19 protein-coding genes and 1 pseudogene are annotated in these 20,075 nt (G+C 39.4%); 11 read left to right on the top strand and 9 right to left on the bottom strand.

Features of this window, described 5'->3' with window-relative positions; all coding sequences use genetic code 11:
• Window positions 1-38: 38 nt before the first annotated feature.
• The 3 genes from gatB to gatC are packed head-to-tail and all read right to left on the bottom strand — an operon-like array spanning window position 39 to window position 3,354.
• The gene (gatB, locus tag MSG66_RS07370) at window positions 39-1,508 is read right to left on the bottom strand and encodes an Asp-tRNA(Asn)/Glu-tRNA(Gln) amidotransferase subunit GatB (RefSeq protein WP_324653313.1); all 1,470 of its coding nucleotides are present in this window, start codon (window positions 1,506-1,508) and stop codon (window positions 39-41) included.
• On the bottom strand, window positions 1,508-2,986 hold the full coding sequence (gatA, locus tag MSG66_RS07375; RefSeq protein WP_324653315.1) for an Asp-tRNA(Asn)/Glu-tRNA(Gln) amidotransferase subunit GatA: 1,479 nt from the start codon (window positions 2,984-2,986) through the stop codon (window positions 1,508-1,510). Before gatA ends, gatB begins: the two co-directional genes overlap by 1 nt.
• A gap of 53 nt (window positions 2,987-3,039) precedes the next feature.
• A complete protein-coding gene (gatC, locus tag MSG66_RS07380; protein ID WP_000107699.1) occupies window positions 3,040-3,354 on the bottom strand; it encodes an Asp-tRNA(Asn)/Glu-tRNA(Gln) amidotransferase subunit GatC in 315 nt (104 codons plus the stop codon).
• A 133-nt stretch (window positions 3,355-3,487) separates the two neighbouring features.
• On the opposite strand from gatC, the gene MSG66_RS07385 reads away from it, so the two are divergent.
• The 6 genes from MSG66_RS07385 (at window position 3,488) to MSG66_RS07410 (ending at window position 8,310) form a co-directional block, all read left to right on the top strand.
• On the top strand, window positions 3,488-4,528 hold the full coding sequence (locus tag MSG66_RS07385) for a rod shape-determining protein (RefSeq protein ID WP_004789315.1): 1,041 nt from the start codon (window positions 3,488-3,490) through the stop codon (window positions 4,526-4,528).
• A gap of 16 nt (window positions 4,529-4,544) precedes the next feature.
• A complete protein-coding gene (gene mreC, locus MSG66_RS07390) occupies window positions 4,545-5,402 on the top strand; it encodes a rod shape-determining protein MreC (RefSeq protein ID WP_133971958.1) in 858 nt (285 codons plus the stop codon).
• On the top strand, window positions 5,389-5,880 hold the full coding sequence (gene mreD, locus MSG66_RS07395; protein ID WP_042897684.1) for a rod shape-determining protein MreD: 492 nt from the start codon (window positions 5,389-5,391) through the stop codon (window positions 5,878-5,880). Before mreC ends, mreD begins: the two co-directional genes overlap by 14 nt.
• Window positions 5,868-6,428: a Maf-like protein gene (locus tag MSG66_RS07400; RefSeq protein WP_262474090.1), complete on the top strand. Its 561-nt coding sequence runs from the start codon at window positions 5,868-5,870 to the stop codon at window positions 6,426-6,428. The genes mreD and MSG66_RS07400 overlap by 13 nt, the downstream gene beginning before the upstream one ends.
• 114 nt (window positions 6,429-6,542) lie before the next feature.
• On the top strand, window positions 6,543-7,997 hold the full coding sequence (gene rng / locus MSG66_RS07405) for a ribonuclease G (protein ID WP_042897681.1): 1,455 nt from the start codon (window positions 6,543-6,545) through the stop codon (window positions 7,995-7,997).
• A gap of 139 nt (window positions 7,998-8,136) precedes the next feature.
• Complete coding sequence (locus MSG66_RS07410; protein WP_075431535.1) at window positions 8,137-8,310, top strand: PA1571 family protein; 174 nt, start codon at window positions 8,137-8,139, stop codon at window positions 8,308-8,310.
• A gap of 29 nt (window positions 8,311-8,339) precedes the next feature.
• Here MSG66_RS07410 and MSG66_RS07415 read toward each other — a convergent pair whose 3' ends face one another.
• Together MSG66_RS07415 and MSG66_RS07420 are read right to left on the bottom strand one after the other, a co-directional pair.
• Window positions 8,340-9,725 carry a WS/DGAT/MGAT family O-acyltransferase gene (locus MSG66_RS07415; RefSeq protein WP_042897680.1) on the bottom strand — a complete coding sequence of 462 codons (1,386 nt, stop codon included), beginning with the start codon at window positions 9,723-9,725 and terminating at the stop codon, window positions 8,340-8,342.
• A gap of 171 nt (window positions 9,726-9,896) precedes the next feature.
• Complete coding sequence (locus MSG66_RS07420) at window positions 9,897-10,631, bottom strand: phosphoadenylyl-sulfate reductase (protein WP_324653322.1); 735 nt, start codon at window positions 10,629-10,631, stop codon at window positions 9,897-9,899.
• Between the two features lie 184 nt (window positions 10,632-10,815).
• Here MSG66_RS07420 and thrH point away from each other — a divergent pair, with 184 nt between their 5' ends.
• Window positions 10,816-11,433 carry a bifunctional phosphoserine phosphatase/homoserine phosphotransferase ThrH gene (gene thrH, locus MSG66_RS07425; RefSeq protein WP_324653324.1) on the top strand — a complete coding sequence of 206 codons (618 nt, stop codon included), beginning with the start codon at window positions 10,816-10,818 and terminating at the stop codon, window positions 11,431-11,433.
• Between the two features lie 58 nt (window positions 11,434-11,491).
• On the opposite strand, the gene MSG66_RS07430 is transcribed toward thrH, so the two are convergent.
• On the bottom strand, window positions 11,492-12,964 hold the full coding sequence (locus MSG66_RS07430; protein ID WP_262474100.1) for an outer membrane protein transport protein: 1,473 nt from the start codon (window positions 12,962-12,964) through the stop codon (window positions 11,492-11,494).
• A 599-nt stretch (window positions 12,965-13,563) separates the two neighbouring features.
• The gene (locus MSG66_RS07435; RefSeq protein WP_133971966.1) at window positions 13,564-14,262 is read right to left on the bottom strand and encodes an NAD(P)H-dependent oxidoreductase; all 699 of its coding nucleotides are present in this window, start codon (window positions 14,260-14,262) and stop codon (window positions 13,564-13,566) included.
• A 155-nt stretch (window positions 14,263-14,417) separates the two neighbouring features.
• Between MSG66_RS07435 and MSG66_RS07440 the strand changes: the two genes are divergently transcribed.
• Window positions 14,418-15,455 carry an AraC family transcriptional regulator gene (locus tag MSG66_RS07440; RefSeq protein ID WP_324653329.1) on the top strand — a complete coding sequence of 346 codons (1,038 nt, stop codon included), beginning with the start codon at window positions 14,418-14,420 and terminating at the stop codon, window positions 15,453-15,455.
• 48 nt (window positions 15,456-15,503) lie between these two features.
• Here the strand turns inward: MSG66_RS07440 and MSG66_RS07445 are convergent, their stop codons facing one another.
• The gene (locus MSG66_RS07445; protein WP_324653331.1) at window positions 15,504-16,496 is read right to left on the bottom strand and encodes a fatty acid desaturase family protein; all 993 of its coding nucleotides are present in this window, start codon (window positions 16,494-16,496) and stop codon (window positions 15,504-15,506) included.
• Window positions 16,497-16,600: 104 nt separating this feature from the next.
• Window positions 16,601-17,401, bottom strand: a complete 801-nt coding sequence (locus tag MSG66_RS07450) for a PaaX family transcriptional regulator C-terminal domain-containing protein (RefSeq protein WP_133971972.1) — start codon at window positions 17,399-17,401, stop codon at window positions 16,601-16,603.
• 353 nt (window positions 17,402-17,754) lie between these two features.
• Here MSG66_RS07450 and MSG66_RS07455 point away from each other — a divergent pair, with 353 nt between their 5' ends.
• From MSG66_RS07455 to MSG66_RS07465, 3 genes and pseudogenes are all read left to right on the top strand, one after another.
• On the top strand, window positions 17,755-18,573 hold the full coding sequence (locus MSG66_RS07455; protein WP_202743423.1) for an undecaprenyl-diphosphate phosphatase: 819 nt from the start codon (window positions 17,755-17,757) through the stop codon (window positions 18,571-18,573).
• A gap of 155 nt (window positions 18,574-18,728) precedes the next feature.
• On the top strand, window positions 18,729-19,727 hold the full coding sequence (locus MSG66_RS07460) for an NAD(P)H-quinone oxidoreductase (protein WP_324653335.1): 999 nt from the start codon (window positions 18,729-18,731) through the stop codon (window positions 19,725-19,727).
• A 62-nt stretch (window positions 19,728-19,789) separates the two neighbouring features.
• Window positions 19,790-20,025 (top strand): annotated as a pseudogene (locus tag MSG66_RS07465) (protein deglycase HchA); the annotation flags it as partial.
• Window positions 20,026-20,075: the final 50 nt, after the last annotated feature.

Here is a 20,075-nt window from a genome sequence, read left to right on the forward strand (position 1 = left end):
CCCGCTCTAAAGCGGGTTTTTCTAAACATTGGATTAGCTTAACCAATCAATTTTTTCATTAATTCATTTACTTGCGCAGGGTTGGCTTTCCCCTTAGAAGCTTTCATGACTTGACCGACAAGACCATTAAAGGCTTTTTCCTTACCAGACTTGTATTCTTCAACCATTTTTTCATTGGCTGCAAGTACTTCTTTAATGATTGCTTCAATCGCACCAGTGTCGGTTTCTTGCTTTAAGCCTTTTTCCGCAATAATGTCATCGGCAGATTTACCTTCCGATTCCCACATAAAACCAAAGACTTGTTTTGCAATCTTACCGCTGATGGTGTTATCAACAATACGTGCAATCATGCCACCAAGCTGTTCAGCAGAAACAGGTGAGTCTGCTAAGTCTAGGTTTGCTTTGTTTAAAGCACCTGAGAATTCACCCATTACCCAGTTTGCAGATACTTTACCTTGTGCGGCACCGCCCGCAGCAGCCACAACAGCCTCGAAAAAGTCCGCCATTTCGCGTGAGAGCGTAAGTACATGTGCATCGTACTCAGTTACACCAAAGTCTGCGATAAAGCGTGCACGGCGTGCAGCAGGTAGCTCTGGAAGCGTAGCACGAGCAGCTTCAATTTGCTCATCTGCAATAATCACTGGTAACAAGTCTGGATCTGGGAAGTAGCGGTAATCATTCGCTTCTTCTTTAGAACGCATTGAACGCGTTTCCATTTTATTTGGATCGAATAAACGTGTTTCTTGGTCGATGCTTCCGCCGTATTCCAAAATTTCCATTTGGCGTTCAATTTCAACATTGATCGCTTGCTCGATGAAACGGAATGAGTTGAGGTTTTTCAACTCACAGCGTGTACCAAATGGCTGTCCCGGACGACGTAAAGACACGTTACAGTCTGCACGGAATGAACCTTCAGCCATGTTACCGTCAGAAATACCTAACCAACGCACAAGTGTGTGAATTGATTTGATGTAAGCCACAGCTTCTTCAACCGAACGCATATCTGGTTCAGACACGATTTCAAGCAATGGTGTACCAGCACGGTTTAAGTCAATGCCAGACATGCCTTCAAATTGGTCATGAATAGATTTACCCGCATCTTCTTCGAGGTGAGCACGTGTTACGCCAATACGTTTAATTGTGCCATCTTCAAGTTGGATATCAACATGGCCTAAGCCAACAATCGGGTTATCCATCTGGCTAATTTGGTAGCCTTTTGGCGAGTCAGGGTAGAAATAGTTTTTACGTGCGAACACAGATGCTTGGTCGATGTATGCATCAATACCCAAACCAAAGCGAATCGCAAGATCAACCACTTTTTGATTGAGAACAGGTAAAACACCTGGCATTGCCAAGTCTACAAGGCTCGCTTGAGTGTTTGGGTCTTGACCAAATTCAGTCGATGAACCAGAGAAAATTTTAGAGTTGGTTGCAAGCTGAGTGTGGATTTCGATACCAATAACGACTTCCCAACCGTCAATCAATTTCAACTTTTGAGCTTCAGCCATTATGCATTCTCCTCAGCAATTGCCGCACGTTTGGTATGCCAGTCAGTATTTTGTTGGTATTGATGAACAATGGACAACAATTGTGATTCTGACCAGTAGTTGCCAATCAATTGTAAGCCGACAGGCAAGCTGTCTTTGTCAAAACCAACAGGAGCATTAATTGCTGGTAAGCCTGCTAAGTTCACTGCAAGTGTATAGATATCGCCTAAATACATTTCAGTTGGACTTAAGTTTGCACCAATTTTATAAGCAGTGGTTGGGGCAGAAGGAGCAGCAATCACGTCTACATTTTCAAATGCTTTTAAGAAGTCTTGTTGAATTAAACGACGTACTTTTTGCGCTTTCACATAGTAAGCATCGTAATAACCCGCAGAGAGGGCATAGGTACCAATTAAGATGCGGCGTTGAACTTCTGGACCAAAACCTTCTGAACGTGAACGCTTGTAAAGATCCATCAAGTCAGCTGGGTTTTCACAGCGATAGCCGTAGCGAACACCATCGTAACGAGACAAGTTAGAAGATGCTTCTGCTGGCGCGATGAGGTAATACGTTGGTACATAGGCTTCAGTCATGTTGAGGTCAATCTCAACAAGCGTTGCACCCATTTCTTCAAGCTTTTTCAAAGACTCTTCAACACGAGCTTTTACGTCAGCATCTAAACCAGCCACGTTGAAATACTGTTTAGGAATACCAATACGTAAACCTTTTACAGATGTGCCATTTAAGTTTGCAACGTAGTCATCAACTTCTTTTTTAACAGAAGTTGAGTCTTTTGCATCGTGACCTGCCATTACATTCATCAGGAAAGCACAATCTTCAGCAGAACGTGCCATTGGACCTGCTTGGTCTAAAGATGATGCATAGGCAATGATCCCGAAACGAGATACACGGCCATAGGTTGGTTTTAAGCCCGTTAAACCACAGAAAGAGGCTGGTTGGCGAATTGAACCACCTGTGTCAGTACCCGTTGCAAATGGTGCTAAATCAGCCGCTACAGCCGCTGCTGAACCACCAGATGAACCACCCGGAACATGATCAAGTGCCCATGGGTTGCTTGTTGCACCTACATATGAGCTTTCCGAAGTTGAACCCATTGCAAACTCGTCCATGTTCACTTTACCTAAAGTGATAAGACCAGCAGCTTTCGTTTTTTCAACAACCGTTGCATCGTAAGGAGAGATGAAGTTGTCTAATATTTTTGAACCAGCAGTTGTTTTAATGCCTTTGGTACAAAAAATATCTTTATGTGCCAGAGGAATACCCGTTAGAGCAGTTGTATTACCCGCTTTTAATGCAGCATCGGCAGCGTCTGCTTCTGCAAGCGCTTGTTCAGGTGTAACCGTCACATAGCTTTTAACTTGTGAGTCGATTTTAGCAATACGTTTTAAATAGTGTTCAGTCAGTTCGCGAGATGAAAACTTCGCTTGGCTTAAGCCCTCAGCAAGTTCACGAATTGATAAGCGATGTAAATCAGTCATGAGTAAAATTTCTTTACATTCAAAATAGGGAAGATGGGTTAATTGAGTAAAAGTTATTCAATCACGCGAGGAACAAGATACAAACCATCTTGAGTTGCTGGTGCAACTGCTTGGTACTCATCTCGATGATTGCTTTCAGTTACCACATCAGCACGTAAAGGTTGAGGATTGTCAAAAGGACTTTTCAAAGGTTCTACGCCTTCCGTATCAATGCCTTTTAAGGTTTCCATCATGCCTAAAATTTTATTTAGACTTTGAGCATATTCAGCAGATTGCGTATCATTGAGCGACAATCGAGCAAGATTGGCGATTGCTGAAACTGTTTGTGCATTTAAATCTGCTGAATGCTGTGCATCCGATGTAGACATAACATCACCTAATCAGTATTAAAAATTTTCAAAATATCGTGCGTTATAATAAGCGATTGACTTGTTCAAATCATCACATTTAGTTTAAAGTTGCCACCTTGCATCCACATGAAAGTTTAACTGAGAACGAACCGTGATTCTAAAACGACTAATTGGCTTGTTTTCGCCGGATCTAGCCATTGATTTAGGTACAGCAAATACACTTATTTATGCACCAGGCCGCGGCATTATATTAAATGAACCAACAGTTGTGGCAATTCGTCACAGTGGTTCACAAAAAATTGTTGCTGCTGTAGGTCTAGATGCTAAGCAAATGTTAGGCCGTACACCTGCGAATATTTCTGCAATTCGTCCAATGAAAGACGGTGTAATTGCGGATTTTGAAGTGACTGAAACCATGTTAAATCAGTTTATTGGTAAAGTTCACGAAAAACGTTTGTTCCCACCTGCACCTCGTGTGGTTGTATGTGTACCATGTAAATCAACTTTGGTCGAGCGTCGTGCGATTCGCGAAGCAGTATTTAATGCTGGTGCCCGTGATGTTCGTCTCATTGAAGAGCCTATGGCTGCTGCAATTGGCGCAGGTATGCCAGTTGAACAGGCGTGTGGTTCTATGGTTGTGGATGTTGGTGGTGGTACAACAGAAATTGCAATTATTTCATTGCAAGGTTGTGTCTATGCTGACTCTTTACGCATCGGTGGTGACGTATTTGATGAGCAAATCATCAATTATGTTCGTAAAGCTCATGGTTGCGTGATTGGTGAAACCACAGCAGAAATTATTAAAAAAGAAGTCGGTATGGCTGTTTCTGATGGCACAACATTAGAAATTGAAGTACGTGGTCGTAACCTTGCAGAAGGTGTACCTCGTGCAATTACCGTAACTTCTGACGAAATTACTCAAGCAATTTCTGATCCATTACAAAACATTGTAAGTGCAGTAAAATCAGCACTTGAGCAAACTCCTCCAGAACTTTCTTCTGATATTGCTGAGCGCGGTATTGTGTTGACAGGTGGTGGTGCATTGCTCCGTAACCTCGATAAATTATTAGCTCAAGAAACAGGTTTACCGGTTGTTGTTGCTGAAGATCCTCTTACTTGCGTAACCCGTGGTGGTGGTAAAGTATTGGAATTCTTTGACAACCCGAACCATGACATGCTTTTTGTTGGTTAAGTTTAAGGATTAGGCGGTGCAACAGAATATTTTTTCAAGACAGCCGCCATCTTTCCGCTCGTTCATTATTGCGGTCATTACATGTTTGGTTGTGCTGTTTTTTGACTGGCGCATGCCTTATGTAATTCAGCCAGCAAGGGATGTCTTGTACGCTGCATATAATCCAATTTATGCATTGGCCAGTTATCCGGTACTGTCGAGAGAATGGCTGAATCAACAAACAAAATCTGAAGCACAGCTGCGTCGTGAAAATACTGCGATGCAGGCTGAGTTGTTACAAGCCCAAGTCCGATTGCAGAAGCTTTCTGAACTATCAGCTGAAAATACCCGTTTGCGTGGTCTGCTTGATACGCCGTTAATTATTGATGGTCGTATGGAGATTGCCGAAGTGATTGGTACCGATGCGGACCCATTGCGTCATATCATCATTATTAACCGAGGCTCTATGGACCATTTAAAGGTCGGCCAAACGGTTTTAGATGATAAGGGGATTATGGGGCAGATCATTAATGTATATCCTCATAGCTCACGTATAATGCTGTTATCAGATAAAGAGCATTCACTTTCTGTGCGCCTTGAACGTACTGGAATGCGGGCGATTGTTTCTGGTACGGGTGATTTGGGCCGTTTGAAAATGGAATATGTTCCGACCAGTGCGAACATTCAGGTGGGGGATAAAGTGTTTAGCTCAGGTTTGGGTGAACATTTCCCAGCAGGTTATGCAGTGGGTACAGTTGCCAAAATAAGACGTCATAATTCAGGTGAATTTGCTGAAATTGATGTAACACCAGCAGCGCAATTAGCAACAGGACACCATGTTGTAGTGCTTTTCTCTGAGTCATTAGCGAAGGAGCAACCCTATGCCGATCGCTAAACTAAAGCGAGAAAAGAACAATGATCCATTATGGGGGATTATTATCTCCGTTATTATTGGATCAGTACTCATGATTTATCCGTTGTCTTACGATATTTCAGGCTGGCGTCCATTATTCATGCTGATGATTACGCTATTTTGGGTCGTCTGTCAGCCTTCTTGGTGTGGTGTCTGGTTTGCATTTGGAATGGGGATTTTTACAGATTTGTTGCTTGATGCACCGTTAGGACTCAATGCTTTAAGTTTTGTCATTATGACTTTTCTAACCCGTTTTTTAATTCGGGAACGCCGTATTTTGACTTTTGGTAATTTGTGGACAATTGCAACTCTGGTCATTATTGCCCATTTAGTATTTATGTGGGTAACACAAACCATGGGTGGGATTCACTTTTCGCTTGCTAGACATTGGCAACCATTGATGACAAGTATCATCACTTGGCCCATCGTCTATTATTGTTTGGCAAAATGGCGCATATAGTTTTAGCTTCTAGTTCTCCTCGTCGGAAGGAACTATTACAACAATTGGGTTTGGTTTTTGAAATCTATAGCCCAGATATTGATGAGTCTGTTCATAAGGATGAACTGGTTCATCAATATGTTGAACGTTTAGCGAGAGAAAAAGCGCAAACTGTATTAAACCTTTTTCCAGAAGCAATTGTTATCGCTGCCGATACGAGTCTTGGGCTTGATGGCCAAATTATTGGCAAGCCTGAATCGAAAGATCATGCTTTTGAAATATGGAAACAACTATCTGGACGCTGGCATGACGTATTTTCAGGGATATGTATTGCCACTCAACAACAAGTTTTGAGTCAGGCGGTACAAACACAAGTTGAGTTCCAACATCTGACTATACAAGATATGGAAGACTATTGGGCCACAGGTGAGCCTGTAGGGAAGGCCGGTGGGTATGCAATTCAAGGAATTGCTTCTCAATATATTCCCCAAATTCAAGGAAGTTATAGTAATGTGGTAGGACTTCCTTTATACGAATTTGCACAGTTATTAAAAAGAGTAAAGACATAAAGGGGTTGTTATCATTCTTAATTGAATAGCATTGTCGATGAACACTAGACAAAGTTAAAGTTAACAGCTTCTCTGACTCTTTAATAAAAATTTTATAATGCTTTGAGTTTATGTATGTCAGAAGAATTACTTATTAATGTCACGCCTATGGAGTGTCGGGTGGCATTAATCGAAAATGGAACTGTTAATGAGCTGTATGTCGAGCGTACGGTCAAGCGCGGTCTAGTCGGTAATATTTACAAAGGCAAAGTCGTGCGAGTGCTTCCGGGCATGCAAGCTGCTTTTGTTGATATCGGGTTATCTCGAACAGCCTTCTTACACATCAATGATATGGTTTGGCCTCGTTCACAACCTACCCCAAATGTCTTTGAGCTATTACATCCCGGACAAACCCTAACCGTTCAAGTCATGAAAGATATGTTAGGAACGAAGGGGGCACGTCTGAGTACAGATCTTTCAATCCCTTCTCGTTATCTGGTTCTTATGCCATACGGTAACCATATTGGCGTATCGCAGCGTATTGAGTCTGAAGAAGAGCGGGATAGATTACGTAATATTATTGAAGGTATTCAATCTGAACATAATCTGCCGGGTAGCGTGATTGTACGTACGGCTGCTGAAGGTGTGGATGAGGCTGAAATTGCACGGGATATGTGCTATCTGAGTAAATTATGGGAATACATCCAACGTAAGCAGATTGATGTTGCAGTTCCTTCCTTAATTTTTGAAGAGCTTCCATTACCTCAGCGTATTATTCGAGATTTAGCAAGCGAAGAAACTGCAAAGATCTATGTCGATTCGAGAGAAATTCATGCCAAACTTATGGAGTTTGTTGAAGAATTTGTTCCGAATATGCAGAGTCGACTCATTCATTATCCGGGTGAGCGACCGCTATTTGATCTTTATAATGTCGAAGAAGATATCCAAAAAGCCCTTCAAACCCGTGTAGCTTTGAAATCTGGTGGTTATCTTATGATCGACCAGACTGAAGCCATGACAACGATTGACGTGAATACCGGTTCATATGTCGGTGGTCGTAGTCTTGAAGACACGGTTTTTAAAACCAATATGGAAGCGACACAAGTCATTGCACGTCAACTTAGACTGCGTAATTTGGGTGGTATTCTCATTATTGATTTTATTGACATGCAAGAAGCAATTCACCGTGAAGAGGTGATGCGTCAATTTGAAAAAATGCTTGAGCGCGATCACGCCAAGACAAAAATTACTCAAGTGTCAGAACTTGGGCTGGTCGAAATGACCCGTAAACGAACACGTGAATCGTTAGAACATTTGCTGTGTGAGTCGTGTCCAACGTGCCAAGGGCGTGGTTTTGTCAAAACAGCAGAGACAGTGTGTTACGAGATATTTCGTGAGATATTACGCTATACCCGCGCATTTGAGTCAACGAGTGGCTTTACTGTCGTTGCCCATCCTTCTGTGATTGACCGGTTATTAACAGCAGAAGCGCCAGCAGTGGCTGATTTAGAGCATTTCATCAACCGTGTGATTAAATTTCAGGTCGAAAATTTATATACGCAAGAGCAATACGATATCATTTTAAGTTAAAGTTGTAACAAGATATCGCTTAATCCTTGTTACAACTGAAATTTTACTTTCATTCATGAATTTTAAATACTACTTACATACAGTAGCCGTAGACGTTCTCCCTATTTAACGTCTTAGCAAACAATAAGAGGTATAACCCATGAATGTAAGTGAAAACTTAATTAGCAACGGTCTTAAACATGTTTTAGATAGCACGCCAGTCAATAGCTGCTATATGTTGAATGACCAAGGTAAAGAAGTGCCGATTACAACTGCGATGATTCGTTCAGTATGTCATCAGTTGCTTAACCAGTGCCGCACAATCAAAAAATAAGGGGCCATTTCAAAGCCCCTTAACTTTTTCTAACTTGCTGAATGATGTTTCAGCTGCTTCTCTGCAATAATTTCTTCAAAACGTTGAATCTCATCTTCTAAATGAGTCAAAAGGTTTTGCATTTTTGGCAAAGCATTTCGACAAGCTGTTAATCCCACTTCAAGCTTATCTAAATAACTAGTCATGGTAATATTTAAAGCTTGTCCATCCATAACAATGGAAGCAGGGTAGAGAGCGTCTAATTTTGCGCCATTCCAATAAAGTGGCTCACGTGGCCCTGGTACATTGGAAATCACTAAATTGAATGCCTGACGCTTAGGAAGCATTCCTGACATGATGTTTAATCCTGCCGGACCATAAACCACTGCACTATAGTTTAAAATTTCATTAGCAGTCATACGGCTAAAGCGTTGCTTTGAATTTTGCATGCTGCGACGAATAATTTCTAGACGTTCTAATGGTTGGTCTTTATGAGTCCCTAAATTTGCCAGAATCATGGTAATTCGGTTACTCATATCAGAATCATCTGTGCGTAATGAAGCTGGAACCATGGCAATAAGTGGCTTTTTAGGTAAGCTATTTTGACTAATCAAATATTCACGTAAAGCACCAGAACATACGGCGAGCACAACATCGTTAATCGTTACGCCTAATGCTTTTGAAATTTTTCTAAGGCGGCTCAATTCAAAGGATTGGGCAGCAAAACGACGTGAAGCACTTACTCTTTGGTTCAAAATCGAAACTGGCGCCTGAAAGGTAGAAACATAATCAGGATTTTTGCCCATTTCTTTAAATATAGTCTGAGATAACTCTTGCATGACTTTAGGGGCTATATCGAGCTGAGACTTAATGCCTCCTAAAATACTCTTAATTTTACTTGTACTTGGAGTAGGCACTTTTAGGCGTTTAGTTCTTTTGCTCTCAACACACCATAAAGGAACCACGTGTTTCTCTTCAGGTGTCTTTGAAAGTGATTTTTCAATTAAACGCATACCGGCAACGCCATCAACCATTGCATGATGGATTTTAAAATACATGGCAAAACGGTTGCCTTCGATTCCTTCAATAATGTCACAAGTCCAAAGTGGCTTTGCACGATCAATTAATGAACTATGTTGTTGCGAGATATAAACCAAAAGCTCACGAATACGCCCTGGATGAGGCAAAGCAATATGGCGGAAGTGATGATCGATATCAAACTCTTCATCCTCATCCCAAAATAGACCATTTAAACGGTTATTGAAGGGTGGAATAGGAATGCTTTTTGAGCGTTTAATATCTTCTACTAAATCATGTACAAAGGTTTCAGGTGCATTTTCAGGAATTTCAAATAAAAATAATCCACCGACATGCATGGGTTGCTGTCTTTTTTCAAGTGACAGAAAAATGAAATCAATTGGGTGTAATGGACGCATAAATCATTGTGCCTCATGCATTTTTCTAAGAAGCCCTTATCTGAGCTCTTATTAGAATTATAGAACCGTAAAATTAAGTATATAGCGTTTAGAGTAGATAAAATATGACTTTGTGTACGTAACATGACATAAAAAAAACCACTGATTTAGCAGTGGTTTTTTGATAACAAATTACTTTTTCATGTTGCCTGTATGTAATCCGCACTCTTTTTGAGTCGCTTCTTCCCACCACCAACGTCCTTCACGCTCATGTTGGTTTGGTAATACAGCTCGTGTACACGGTTCACAGCCAATAGAAACAAAACCACGTTCGTGGAGAGGGTTATATGGAATTTCCATCATACGGATGTAGCTCCATACCTCAGCACTTGTCCAGTTCGCTAAAGGATTATATTTAATGAGTTGTTTGTCTGGACCTGAGAAGCCTGCATCAGCTTGTACGACAGGAATTTCTGTACGTGTACCTGGACTTTGATCTTTACGTTGACCTGTAATCCAGCCATCTAAAGTCGCAAGTTTTTTACGTAAAGGCTGAACTTTTCGAATACCACAACATTCTTGATGCCCATCTGTAAAAAAGCTGAATAAACCTTTTTCGTTTACCATGTTTTGAACAGCTTCAGATTCAGGGAAACAAATTTCGATATTGATATTGTAGTGTTTACGGACAGTTTCAATAAATTGGTAAGTTTCAGCATGGAGGCGGCCAGTGTCGAGACTAAAGACACGGAAAGGCTTACCCAAACGTGAAGCAATATCAATTAAAACAACATCTTCTGCTCCCGAAAAAGAAATTGCGATTTCACCTTGTTGGCTTAAAGCAAGTTCTAAAATTTCCCGAGGGCTTTTGGTTGCATATTCAGCAGCAAGAGCATCTACGATATCAATAGTCGGAATAACGGTCATGTGTGTTCCTGGCAAAAGGCTTGGGCGCATTGAGTTATGAAAAATATTCTAAAGGATAGTTGATAAACTGCTTAGCACTTTAATTTCGATCCTTATGAATAAAATTGATTTGATCAATAACAACGCAAAACTGAAAATCTTAATGGTATGATACAGCAATTTTTAACCAACGTTGGAAGCATTCATGGAAATCGTATGCCTAGATCTTGAAGGGGTTTTAGTTCCTGAAATCTGGATCAATTTCGCTAAAAAAACAGGGATTAAAGAACTCGAGGCTACAACTCGTGATATTCCGGATTATGATGTTTTAATGACTCAGCGTCTCAATATTTTAAAAGAACACGGTCTAGGCTTAAATGACATTCAAGAAGTCATTGCTGAGATGGGGCCTTTACCAGGTGCAAAAGAATTTGTTGAATGGGTGAGCACTCATTTCCAACTCGTGATCTTGTCAGATACTTTCTATGAGTTTGCACATCCTTTAATGAAGCAATTGGGTTGGCCAACCATTTTCTGTCATAAATTAGAGACAGATGAACAAGGAATGATTACGGCTTATAAGCTACGTCAACCAGATCAAAAACGTGAATCGGTTAAGGCACTTCATGGCTTAAATTTCCGCGTAATCGCTGCGGGCGATTCATATAACGATACAACCATGCTGGGTGAAGCTGACCATGGTTTCTTATTTGATGCGCCGACAAACGTTATTGCTGAGTTTCCACAGTTTCCAGCAATTAATGGATATGATGCATTAAAAGAAGCAATCCGTTCAGTTTCGAAACGTACGATTCCAGCTTAAGAGTAAATAATAAAAAAGGCGCTTTAAGCGCCTTTTTTATATGAATGAGTTTTGAAACTTAGAATTTATAACCAAGTTTTAAACCATAAGCGATTGCATTGTTGTCAGAGAACTCTGCAAGATATTGGTCGCTACCAGCTTGTGCGCCAGTTTGAGCTTTAGCATCGCCCAACCAGAAGTATTTTACGCCACCAGCAATAAACGTTTGTGGAGTAGGGCTATATTGAAGGCCTAAACCTACGTTCCAGTAACCTTCAGTTGGGCCTAGAGTTGTGATTGGGTCACCAGCACCAGAGTCCCAACCTACAGAAACATTACCCGCCCATTTGTCGTTAAGTTTTCGACCAACACCTGTAGTCACTGTCCATTGGTCATCTGCATAGCTAACTAAATCGAAGCCATTTGGACGGTTAACAATAGGTAGTTGCCCTACAACTTTTGATAGTTGCCCAAATTTGTATGGTTGAACAGAGAAATCTTTCCAGTTCACCCAACGTACGTTGGCAAAGGCAACAGTGTCAGCCATGATTCCCGTTTGGAAATCAAAGTTAACTGATTGAGGCGTCGTAATTGTGGTATCTGCTGAGCTATTTTTAATTGCTTCACCAGCTGCAGCTTGTCCTAATAGTGAAAGCGCAGGAAGTGTAGGTAAGTTTTCACGAATATTGACATCATGGTCAACTTCAGAACGATAAGTTAAAGAAGCTTTTAATGCAATTTCTGGAATTTGATAAGCAAAACCTGCTAACCAACCCACACCGCCAGTTTCTTTAATATCTGCATCATAGCCATTATAGATACTATAAGCTTGTCCACGAAGACTAATGTTCCCCTTAATTGTTTGGTATACACCACCCGCATAGAGATTCCAGTTTTTGTTTGGTTGGAAACCAAATACCATTGCTAGGTTCTGGGTATCAACTTCAACTTTTGTGCCACCCTTGCCAAGCAAACCATTAATGTTATTTATTCCAGCATCTACTGCTTTTGTGACACCTTCTGTGATTTGTTGCATCGCTGCAGTATTCGCTTGAATAGCTGCTTTTGCTTGATCAATATTAGCCCCAGGTAGAGCGCCAGAATCTAGCAGCTTTTGTGCTGCATCTGTAACTTGAGTGTTAATTCCGTTTGTAATAGTTTGCTGGCGAATAACTGCTAAAGCAGCCGGAGCTAGAATTGTATTAGAAGAGTCTGAAACGAATACATTTTGACCTTTATATTCTGCATCTGCACCAAATGGTTGGTCATAAAGTAAACCAAATGAGAATTTATCGTTAATTTGTAGTTTTAATGCTGCATTAGGGAAATAATAATCCTCACCCATATCAGCAATATCACGGCGAGTTGCGCTTGATCCTGCTTCTTTACCCGATACATCTGGGTCTAGAGCAGTGATACCAGCTTCAAAGTAGTTTCCTGGCTGCAAAAATGCAGACATTGATTGTCCAGAGCGATCCAATGCTGCTGCAAAAACCCCAGTTGCAGGCAGCGTTGCTAAAATCATTGCAGTGCTCAGATGTTTTAATTTCATTTTAATCTTTCCTTGAACTTCAAGACATTTTTTTAAAAGTAACAGAGTTAAACCGTTTAAACTGTGTTGCCTTCAAAGCTTCTAATTACAACTTATAAAAGCTTTGATAACTCCATGTAACAAAAATAGCATAATTACAATAAGAGTAAATCTGTTATATGAACTGAAGAGTACTCACTTTTTATACAAATAGTGTCAATAATGGATGAAATATGAAGGAATATTTGTATTGAAAAATTAATTTAATTAATTGATATTTATATTTTTTATCTATTAGTAAAGTGGATTGTTTTAGTGACATTTTTGTCATAAATCCAAGAAAAATGGTCAAAGATTTTTTTGTAAAAATATGAACTAAGTGATTGTAAAATGAGTATTGGTCGCCATTTTTACTGGATAAGTCTAGTTTTTCTACATCTGTATATTATTGATTCAGTTTTATATTCTTAATTTTATGAAAAAGTTTCCCTTAATTTTTTTACCATTCGATCTATTTTTTTGAGTAACTTTAGTTTCCTGTTTGGAAATGACTATAAGAGAGAATAACCAAAAATAAAAGATAGATTTAGCTATTCTATTTTTAGAGCTAAAACACAGCGTTAGAGTGGATATAACTTTTCATCAAATTGCTCAAGCTTGGGAAAGTTTAGTGGTTCAAGTTGGTCTAGATGAGTGAGATACGTCACATAGTCTTCAAGAAGGATTTCTCGTGCTTCTTGGCTAATGTAAGGTACGTGGTAAGCAGTGAATGGCGGTAGAACTTCAAAACCAGCATATGCCAAAGTACCGCGCTGAATCGGGGATAGATAATTTTCGATTGGGCCATGAATGGAGTTCTCCCCAAACATGTGTGTTCTACCACCGAGTGTTAAACACAACATCGCTTTTTTACCAGCCATTCCGCCGTGGTTATAAAAACGTTTACCACCGTAAAAGAGTCCTGAAACAAACACACGATCAATCCAGCCTTTTAAAATTGCTGGCACAGATGTCCAATAGAGTGGGAAATTTAAAATGACTAAATCAGCTTTTTTAACCTTTTCAATTTCTGCTTGAATATCAGGAGCTAGAAGTTGATTTTTACTGGCATTTCTTTGCTCTAATGCATAGTTAAAATAATCAGGTTGGTTGAGTTCTAAAAAATCTTCTTTTGATGCAACTGGATTAAATTGCATTGCATATAAGTCTGAAACTTCTACTCGATGGCCCAGTTTTTCAAAGGTTTGTTTAGCTGTACTTTTTAATGCGGTCGTAAAAGATAATGGTTCTGGATGAGCATGGACAATCAAGATATTCATAGGGGAGACCTGTATTTTTTTGGAAATTGTACTGCCTAGAGCAATTCAGCGGATTTTGCTATGAATGACTATGCATCAATCTAAAAGCATGGCATAGTTCATGAACCGACAGTTTTTACCATTTCACGCCATTTTATTTTGTTCAATCGGTGCCTATGAATCCAGAATTACCCGGGACTTATATTAACTTAATCGTCGAGACTGTTAGGCAGTGGGGTGTCTCTAGCGAGCAGCTTTTAGAGGGAAGCGGTATAACAGTAGATCAATTAAAAAAACCTTATTGGTATGTTGAGTTCAATACCTTAAATCAGCTTATAGAGCGAGCCATCGAATTGTGCAAAGAACCAGCTTTAGCTGGGTATTTGGCTTTAGAAATGACAGCCTCATGTTATGGTTCAGTCGGAATGGCTGCCATGGTTTCTCCAAACTTAGGAGAAGCATTGAAAATACTTGAACAGTTTATTGGGTCACGTTGCGAAGTTTTTAAACCAGAATTAAAGCAAGGAAATAATTATGCATGTTGGTCAATTCAACAACCTGTCAAAGCATTTCAGTTGAGCCGAAATGCCAACTTTTTTTTGTTAGTCGGTTTTGTTCAAATTGCAAAAAAATTAACAGGCTTATCCAATTTAGGAAAAGTTGAATTACGAATGCCGGAACCGACAGGTTTTGCCAAAATGAGTAATCAGCTGGCTGTGACTTGTTTATTTAATCAAAAGCGTAATAGCTGGATATTTCCAAAAGAATATTTAGAACAGCCTATATTGACGGCAGACCCGATGTTGGCACCTTTGCTCAATGCACAATGTAAGCGAGATATCGAAAAATTAAAGTTACAAAGTGGCTGGAAAGGGCGAGTTAAACAAGTTACTGAAAAATTGCTTGTGAATGGGGAGGGTGAGACATTGAAAGTCGGACAAGTAGCTAAAATCATAAATATTTCAGAGCGAACTTTGCAACGTTATTTAGCTATTGAAAATACAAGTTTCACTGTCTTGGTTGACTCACTTAGAAAGCAACATGCTCAAAAACTTTTGGCTCAAAATAACATGTCGATTGAAAAAGTTGCTTTAACTTTAGGATATGCCGACACCTCTCATTTTACCCGTGCATTTAAACGTTGGATGGGAGTCACACCCAAGTATTTTCAGACGCAACGCAAAATGGATGAATTAAGTTCAAATTTGAGTTGAAAAGGCCACTGATTTAATTGCGTGACCTCTAAAACTGATTCGAGAGCTTTAAACCGTTTGTTCTGGCTTAGATGAAAGTGACTGAATCACTTTAAAATAGCTAGGTGGTGTTGGAACATGTCCGCGGTCTCTCAATAAACGATGCATACGCGGCAATTTGAAGTAGGGTACAGAAGCCATTAAATGGTGTTCCATGTGGTAATTGACATGAATAGGGGCCACAAAGCTTCTAGTAATCCAACCCGCTTGTGTTGTACGGGTATTGGTTAAGGCTGTATTACTCGTTTGCATTCCTGCATGTTCGGCCATTGAGCGAATTCTTAAAAATAATGGGAATGGGGTCAAATACGCTAAAGGCCATAACCAATAAAACCGTTGCTGACCAAAAGCCTTTAAAAGGCAATAGAGTGCTACATTGGTCGCAATGGCCCCAGTACTATTTTTTGCAAGGCTTTTTGCATAATCAACCAGATTTTTATTGCTGCGGTCTAACCAGACTTGATCATTTGCAACGGTCCATTTCATTAAATCGAGATCCATTAACACTCGACCAAAGCTAAACTTTAATCCCGTCATACCCGTTAAGTCGCGTAAGAATTTTCGAGTAAGTGATTTTTTGCTTACAGGAAAATCCGAGACCAAAGAAAGGTCAGGGTCATCTGGAGTAGACGTTTTTGCATGATGACGAACGTGATGTTGACGATATTTATGTAAATCATTCCAGATCGGGCGGGCACATAACCATTCACCTACGAAGTCATTAATTTTTTTATTTTTGAACAAGCTTTTATGTGATGCATCATGCATCAAAATTGCTAGGCATAACTGGCGACCAGCCAATATGGCCAAGGCAAGCATACAAGCAAGTAATTTGCCCCAACTTGGCAAGTAATCCCACATCATGATTAAGCTAGCAAATGTTCCGCCAATAACAGCCCACGTACTTGCAACAGCCCAAGCGCCGTATGCATCTGAAGGCTCTGTGAGTTCTTGTATTTCTTCTCTGCTAAATAGATCGGTCACACTCACCTGTGTATTCATTTTTATTCTCCCAAATTAGATTTTGGTTTCCATATTTTATATTACAAATATAATCATTAAGTTTTAAAATGTGAAATATTTGTTTGTAAAAAATAAATCGACCTTTAATGGGCTAATTCATTTTCATAAAGTTTTTGCCACAGTTTTTGCCCAATTAAATCGAGCTGCTGTACATTTTGAGCAAACTGATTGCGAGCATGTTCATTAACAAAGGGAGAGGGCAGCAAAGGATCATTCATTAGCAAAGTAATGGTTTCTCGCCCTAATAGCAAAGCTTGAGCAGCAGCGTTATTGAGCGGTAATTTTTCATATTTTAAAAGCCATTGCTGAATATCTTGGCTATAGTTTTTGTAGTTTAATTCGAGCTGTTGGGTATCCCACAAAGAAGCAATTAACTGAACTGTTTTTGAGTCAAATTTTTGAATAACACAAATTTTAGCTTCATTTTCAAGGCCTGCTAAAACAAGTTCTTCACATGTTTTTTCGAAACTATAGGCTAAATTATCTGGACGAATATAAATACCGGTTTCGAGTTCTTTAAAGCCAAATTGACGTAATGCTCGTTCTCTCTTTTTTAAAGCAGTGCGATCTATACGACCTAACGTGCCAGTAAATACTGCCAGATAATGCTGTTGCCATTCTTTGGTCTGTTTAATGCCATTTTTACGGTTCAAAATGACTTTAGCCCATTCTTTTGTTGATGGCGAAAGTTGATAAATACCGCGCTCGACACTTTCTATCATGCCTTCATTTAATAACCGAGTCGTAGCAACACGAATACCATTTTCACTTAAGTTGAAAAGTTTGGCGGCAATCAATATTTGTTTAATGGTGAGCTGAGGATATGCTGAGGAAAGAAACAAATCGATAATAAGATGGCGTGCATTAATTTTGGTATTTTTCATTCAGATATAATTTTTGATATGAGCTGCATTTAATCACAATAATATCATGTTTTTTTAAGGGCTTTTTAAGATCATTTTGTAGAGTAGGCCCAGACAAAAAAGCTTTATCTAGAGCAAGAGAAATTTTGGCAGTTCTTTACCAAGTTTTATCTTTTTACGATAGTTAACCCAAGTTTGTCATCATGATGTGATACATTATCGCACTTTAAATAAACTGCCTTTAACTAGGGGCAATAACCACAAACGTTAGAAATGATCTGATATTGAACATGTGTTAAGCCAAATTTGAGGCTTACAATTGCGATAAAATAAATTTTAGATCGTTCTAATGATTAACTTTCTTTGAGCAAGTTATGGAAAATTTTGAAGTTATAAAAGCACTGTTTTTAGGCTTTGTCGAAGGCTTAACTGAATTTCTACCAATCTCGAGTACAGGCCATCTAATTTTATTTGGTCATATTATCGATTTCCATTCAGACGGCGGTCGTGTATTTGAGGTCGTAATCCAGTTAGGTGCTATTTTGGCAGTGTGCTGGTTATACCGACAAAAAATTGTTAACTTGATTAAGGGCTTCTTTAGTGGTGATGTGGAATCACGTCATTTTGCTATAAGTGTACTTATTGCATTCTTCCCAGCAGTCATTATTGGGGTTTTGGCAGTAGACTTTATTAAAAGTGTTTTATTCAGTCCTATTGTGGTTGCGATTGCCTTAATTGTTGGTGCTCTGATTATTTTCTGGGTTGAATCTAGACAATTTGAACATAAGACAGACGATGCAACCAAAATTACTTTTAAACAAGCATTTCTAGTGGGACTTGCTCAGTGTGTTGCCATGATTCCGGGAACTTCACGTTCAGGTGCGACTATTGTGGGTGGAATGTTTGCGGGTTTATCACGTAAGGCTGCTACAGAATTTTCTTTCTTCCTCGCTATGCCAACTATGTTAGGCGCTGCAACTTTTGACTTGATTAAAAATGCTGACGTACTGACCGCCGATAATATGATTAATATTGGGGTAGGTTTCGTTGCCGCTTTTATTGCCGCTTTATTTGTTGTAAAAGCATTGGTACTGTTTGTAGAGCGTCATACGTTACGCGTATTTGCGTGGTATCGAATTGCATTAGGTGTCATCATTTTGATTGCAGCAATGTTCTTTAATTTATCGGCTTAAAATAATCTGATGAAATGAAAAACCTAGAGTGTTCTAGGTTTTTTTATGCCTAAAAATTAATTTGAATTGTCTATTTATACAAAGTAAACGTAAGACACATATTTTCATTTTAGCTTGATTGTTATATTGATTTAAACAAGATATGGAGCATATGAATGACCCTTCCAACAACTATGAAAATTATTGAAATTACGGCTCCTGGTGGACCTGAGGTCCTAAAAGTTCAAGAGGCGAATATTCCAGTACTTCAAGCAGATGAAGTTTTAATTGAGGTAAAGGCTGCTGGAATTAACCGCCCAGACGTTTTACAGCGTATGGGGTTATATCCGATGCCTAAAGGCGTTACGCAAATACCGGGTCTTGAAGTTGCCGGTGTCGTGGTTGCTGTAGGTGACCAAGTGGAACAGTTTAAAGTTGGAGATAAAGTCTGTGCTTTAACCAATGGCGGTGGTTATGCAGAGTACTGCGCGGTAACTGCAACTCAAGTATTACCAGTAACTGAAAATTTATCATTTACACAAGCTGCTGCGATTCCGGAAACATTTTTTACGGTTTGGGCGAATCTATTCGATATTGGCCGTTTAAAAGAAAATGAAACGGCACTCATTCATGGTGGGGCAAGTGGGATTGGAACCACAGCTTTAGCCATTTGCCATGCTTTAGGGATTAAAACTTTTGCTACAGTCGGAAGCGAAGATAAAGTTGAAGCACTCTCTGATTTTACTACAGCAATTAATTATAAAACCCAAGATTTTGAGCAAGAAATATTGAAACAAACTCAAGACCAAGGTGTTGATGTTATTTTGGATATTGTGGGTGGGTCTTATTTCCAGAAAAATTTAAATCTATTAAAACGTGATGGTCGACTTGTCATTATTGGTTTTATGGGTGGGCGAATTGCAAAAGAATTTGATTTACAAAAATTGATTTTAAAGCGTGCCACCATCACGGGTTCAACCATGCGAGCACGTACGGCCCAAGAAAAAGCAGAGATTGCAAAAGCTTTACAAGAGCATGTGTGGCCCTTATTAAAACGAGGTAAGTGTTTGCCTCAAATTTATAAAACGTTTGCTTTTTCAGATGTACAAAGTGCCCATGCGTGTATGGAGCAAGGTGACCACATCGGAAAGATCGTTTTAGAGATGAATATGTAAAGTTGTAATAATTAAGGTTTAGGTGAACGACAGGTTTGCCTAAACTGAGCTTAGTAATTTTTTATCAAATTTGCGTATTTCCTGATGCTCGAGAGAAAGTAACGAATATCGACATTGGTTATATGCTGGGTGCCTCACCTTGGCTAGTGAGTGAAAAACTCGGTGTAAAAATTTTGAATAAGGACATTACTGGACTATGACATAGAGACCCTAAATTGCTAACAGGTGATGCCCACTTGCTTCTAATAATTTAGGCAAACTTGCAGCTGAAATGTGGTTGGCTGAAGTGAAGGATTGAGTATATTGTTTTATAGAAATAGGGCTTTTTATTAAGTCCTATTTCTTTAT

Origin of the sequence: Acinetobacter sp. IK31 (genome assembly GCF_035615195.1) — a bacterium.
GTDB classification, from domain to species: domain Bacteria; phylum Pseudomonadota; class Gammaproteobacteria; order Pseudomonadales; family Moraxellaceae; genus Acinetobacter; species Acinetobacter calcoaceticus_C.

What these genes read in the sequence shown, in the direction of transcription:
- MSG66_RS07410 (WP_075431535.1), top strand. Translation starts at nt 8,137, where the DNA reads ATGAATGTAAGTGAAAACTTAATTAGCAACGGTCTTAAACATGTTTTA.
- gatB (WP_324653313.1), bottom strand. Translation starts at nt 1,508, where the DNA reads ATGGCTGAAGCTCAAAAGTTGAAATTGATTGACGGTTGGGAAGTCGTT.
- rng (WP_042897681.1), top strand. Translation starts at nt 6,543, where the DNA reads ATGTCAGAAGAATTACTTATTAATGTCACGCCTATGGAGTGTCGGGTG.
- MSG66_RS07460 (WP_324653335.1), top strand. Translation starts at nt 18,729, where the DNA reads ATGACCCTTCCAACAACTATGAAAATTATTGAAATTACGGCTCCTGGT.
- gatC (WP_000107699.1), bottom strand. Translation starts at nt 3,354, where the DNA reads ATGTCTACATCGGATGCACAGCATTCAGCAGATTTAAATGCACAAACA.
- mreD (WP_042897684.1), top strand. Translation starts at nt 5,389, where the DNA reads ATGCCGATCGCTAAACTAAAGCGAGAAAAGAACAATGATCCATTATGG.
- MSG66_RS07435 (WP_133971966.1), bottom strand. Translation starts at nt 14,262, where the DNA reads ATGAATATCTTGATTGTCCATGCTCATCCAGAACCATTATCTTTTACG.
- MSG66_RS07440 (WP_324653329.1), top strand. Translation starts at nt 14,418, where the DNA reads ATGAATCCAGAATTACCCGGGACTTATATTAACTTAATCGTCGAGACT.
- gatA (WP_324653315.1), bottom strand. Translation starts at nt 2,986, where the DNA reads ATGACTGATTTACATCGCTTATCAATTCGTGAACTTGCTGAGGGCTTA.
- MSG66_RS07415 (WP_042897680.1), bottom strand. Translation starts at nt 9,725, where the DNA reads ATGCGTCCATTACACCCAATTGATTTCATTTTTCTGTCACTTGAAAAA.
- MSG66_RS07430 (WP_262474100.1), bottom strand. Translation starts at nt 12,964, where the DNA reads ATGAAATTAAAACATCTGAGCACTGCAATGATTTTAGCAACGCTGCCT.
- MSG66_RS07400 (WP_262474090.1), top strand. Translation starts at nt 5,868, where the DNA reads ATGGCGCATATAGTTTTAGCTTCTAGTTCTCCTCGTCGGAAGGAACTA.
- thrH (WP_324653324.1), top strand. Translation starts at nt 10,816, where the DNA reads ATGGAAATCGTATGCCTAGATCTTGAAGGGGTTTTAGTTCCTGAAATC.
- MSG66_RS07420 (WP_324653322.1), bottom strand. Translation starts at nt 10,631, where the DNA reads ATGACCGTTATTCCGACTATTGATATCGTAGATGCTCTTGCTGCTGAA.
- MSG66_RS07455 (WP_202743423.1), top strand. Translation starts at nt 17,755, where the DNA reads ATGGAAAATTTTGAAGTTATAAAAGCACTGTTTTTAGGCTTTGTCGAA.
- MSG66_RS07445 (WP_324653331.1), bottom strand. Translation starts at nt 16,496, where the DNA reads ATGAATACACAGGTGAGTGTGACCGATCTATTTAGCAGAGAAGAAATA.
- MSG66_RS07450 (WP_133971972.1), bottom strand. Translation starts at nt 17,401, where the DNA reads ATGAAAAATACCAAAATTAATGCACGCCATCTTATTATCGATTTGTTT.